This is a genomic window from Pseudomonas sp. NBRC 111133 (assembly GCF_001320605.1).
GTDB classification, from domain to species: domain Bacteria; phylum Pseudomonadota; class Gammaproteobacteria; order Pseudomonadales; family Pseudomonadaceae; genus Aquipseudomonas; species Aquipseudomonas monteilii.
In genome coordinates this window covers 1-2934 of record NZ_BCBJ01000162.1, presented here as the reverse complement: position 1 = coordinate 2934, position 2934 = coordinate 1, and the positions used below count along the sequence as shown (strand labels likewise).

The 2934-nt window shown below is 56.0% G+C and carries 2 protein-coding genes and 1 pseudogene; 2 read left to right on the top strand and 1 reads right to left on the bottom strand.

Annotated features, from left to right (window positions below; all coding sequences use genetic code 11):
* Positions 1 to 317 precede the first annotated feature (317 nt).
* Both APH36_RS29465 and APH36_RS29460 read left to right on the top strand, forming a co-directional pair.
* Positions 318 to 1310 (top strand): hypothetical protein, encoded by a 993-nt coding sequence (locus tag APH36_RS29465; protein ID WP_034000039.1) that lies wholly within the window; start codon positions 318 to 320, stop codon positions 1308 to 1310.
* Positions 1311 to 1609: 299 nt separating this feature from the next.
* Positions 1610 to 1969: pseudogene (locus tag APH36_RS29460) on the top strand (cointegrate resolution protein T); the annotation flags it as partial.
* A 38-nt stretch (positions 1970 to 2007) separates the two neighbouring features.
* Here APH36_RS29460 and APH36_RS29455 read toward each other — a convergent pair.
* Positions 2008 to 2394 carry an antitoxin Xre/MbcA/ParS toxin-binding domain-containing protein gene (locus APH36_RS29455; protein WP_034000041.1) on the bottom strand — a complete coding sequence of 129 codons (387 nt, stop codon included), beginning with the start codon at positions 2392 to 2394 and terminating at the stop codon, positions 2008 to 2010.
* Between the last annotated feature and the right edge of the window lie 540 nt (positions 2395 to 2934).

Here is a 2934-nt window from a genome sequence, read left to right as displayed (position 1 = left end):
GAAGCCTCAACGACTCCGTCGCCCCCATACCTACCCATACCTAAGAGAGAACCTGGCGTTCAATCTATTCGCCTCGCTGGCCGAGTGTAGTGCGCGAGCTGATCCGCGAGCTCCAGCCAGGCTTACGCAGCTCCGGCGCGGGGCCACGTCCTTGTGGATTGAGCAGGCGAGGAACTCACACTGGCACATCCTGACCTCTTCGCATCAGATGGGGTGAAAAGGCAGGGGCGACTGGTAGGTTCTGCACAATGATTCCACTGTGCAATTACTGGGTTAATATACAGCTCTGTGCACGACTGACCTACCAGGAGGACTTGATGACCCCTTCGAATGGCATTGTGGAAATTAGAACGCTCGCCGAGCTGTTGTCCCTTTACGAGATCGCCTCGGACAGCACCCTGGCGAAGGATCAGTACCGAAACCCGCTTCGGCCCTACCGGCTGATTCAGCCCGAGGCTAGCTGTCAGTACCAGAAGAACGGGAAGCGCTGTTCTCAAATGCATCAGCACGGCTTCGTCGTCGAGCGGCACGACGACTCGAAGGTGCTGATAGGGAATTGCTGCGCCCTGAACCACCTGGGCCTGGATGACGAGCAGGTCAGGGGGGAACTCAAGAAGCTGAGTGCCACCGAGCGGCAGAACATCCGTCGGCATAAGGTCGAAACAATGCTCAAACAGCGGGAGAGCCTCATAGGCCGGGTTCGGGCTGCGAGCATCAAGTTCAGGGATTTGCAGAATAAAGCCGGTCTGATTCTCTCCACCCTGCCCACTGAAGTGGGTGGTGTCCTGCTCAATCGTTGGAAGCGGAATGCTTTGGAGGTTTCCTGGGAGTACCTGCTCATCAAGAAGGGGAAAGACGAAAAGGGGAAGCCGTATGAGGAGCGGAGCTGGTATCCGCATTCCTTCGGCAAGCTCAAAGGCTTGGGTCTATGGCTGCAACTGGATCAGCAGTTGTATCAGGAAACCCTGTTGTCCCTACGCCGACAACTGGACGCGATTCCCACCAAAGCGCGATTGAGCCAAGTGGAGCTGGAGTTGGCGGAGGCCACTCTCAAGCAGGTGACTACCCTGGATATCATCGAGCGCGAGTTGCAGGATCAACTCGAGCTGTTGGGCGATTTCCGTAAGCCGGCGAACCTACAGCTGGCGATCCAAGTCGTCAGCAACCACAAGATCCGGGCTGAAACGGTGAAGGCTGTGCATCAACTGATGGGTGAGCCCTGCAGCACGGCCCCCGAGAAATATGTTGCCGAAATTGAACTGGCGCTTAAGCAGAAGTATTCGGCGGGCGGCATTCGCATCGCCTCCTGATTCCACCGGTGTTTCATCGCTACTCCCTGGTTGGTCTTTGTGTTCATTAGCAAACAGGCCAGGGTGAGCAGCAACTCAGATACCAAACTGCGTGGAAACCCATTCTCGGACGGCAGACCGCGCGATGCGAAATGGCAGCTAGTCGTGCTGGGAAGCACCCAATATCTGAGGAATTGGCGTAGCGAGGGAGGAGGCAAGATAGGCTTGATGTGATCGGAGCTGCTATGTGGGCTTCATGATAAAAAAACAGCAGCTTACAGACCAAATGAGTGAATTTTCCCCTTATCTCGGCATGGCCCCAACAGACCCTGATCGTCAAACAGGACGAGTTGACCCAGCTGAACCGCGACAATGCGCGCCTGCTCGCCGAGGCGCGCCAGTTGCAAAAAGAGCAGCATGCGCAGCAACAGTTACTGGCGCAGAAGGCTCAGTCCTTGGAGGACGCCCAGAGTGCGTTAATCGGCGCTGAGCGCGCGAATGAAGCCCTGGAACAGCGCTGCGGCACATTGCAGGAGGAGGTGTTCCGACTGAGCGAAACCTCAGCGATCCAGGCGCAGCAAGTGCAGAGCCTACAGGAGCGCTTGGCCGAAGCCATCACACACCTGAAGCTACTCGGGCATACGCCGCTCACTAACAGCGGTAATGAAATAGGTACATGACCCAGCGTTTCTAGCGCGAAGGCCGCCCCCGGCAGGGATCAAACTGGCAGTCCATATTCAATCGCACGAATAGCCTGCCGCACCGCGCGCGTACCAAATCCGGTTACCAGTAGCTCGACCGGCCTCTCATTGGACAGCACGACATTCGGTGCCGTTAGCCAGTGGAGCGCACCTCCTAGATCCCCATCGTACAGCTCCAATAGCGCATCGAGGATCTCGATAAGACGACAGAACACCTCACCAGCCTGTATAGACATCACGGCACTGCCGGGGGACGCAGTGATCCACTGCGCGATCTGCGCTGGCGATCGCTCCAACTCGCTTGCCAAATCGGAGATCAACGACACCGGCAGGCCCGCCAGTACGGCGACGTGCAGATAGTAGTGGCCTCTCGGCAAATCCAGTTTTTCGCGGAGCCTTTCCATAACTGCCTCCAGGATAATTGGCCATTTGATAATGTCATCTTGGCCCCGAGTTTGCGCATGATGGTCTCGAACCATCCGCACCGTAGCTTCGAGAGAGAGCGAATGAACACTATCTGAAGGCTACTCGGCAGTGCGAGAGGGCTTTGGCAGTGACGCTTTGATCGGTGTTATTATTGAAACCTGCCCAAGAGCTTCCTCTCCCGGGTGCGTGTACCGGTGATGAAACTTGGTTTGAGGCGGTCTCGTTGAGGCCGCCTTTGTCGCTTCTGGGAGAGCCCCCAGTACTAAGCAGCCGTTATGCGTCGAAGCGCAAAGCCTCGACCAAAGCTGTTCGCAGGCCCTCTAACTCGGCATTTCTCCAATCTTATGAACTCGCGCTGGGTACGGACGGCGGGAATTATCTGCAATTATCTCGGCATAGATAATTGATCAATATTTAGCCGCCACTACTGAGCAGCGCCTCTCAAAGTTAATCCTTTAGATACAGCAGGTTACAGAACGAATGTCCTAATTTTTGCCTTATCTCGGCATGCCCCCTAA

Coding starts and splice junctions, on each gene's coding strand:
- APH36_RS29455 (WP_034000041.1), bottom strand. CDS start 2,394: ATGGAAAGGCTCCGCGAAAAACTGGATTTGCCGAGAGGCCACTACTAT.
- APH36_RS29465 (WP_034000039.1), top strand. CDS start 318: ATGACCCCTTCGAATGGCATTGTGGAAATTAGAACGCTCGCCGAGCTG.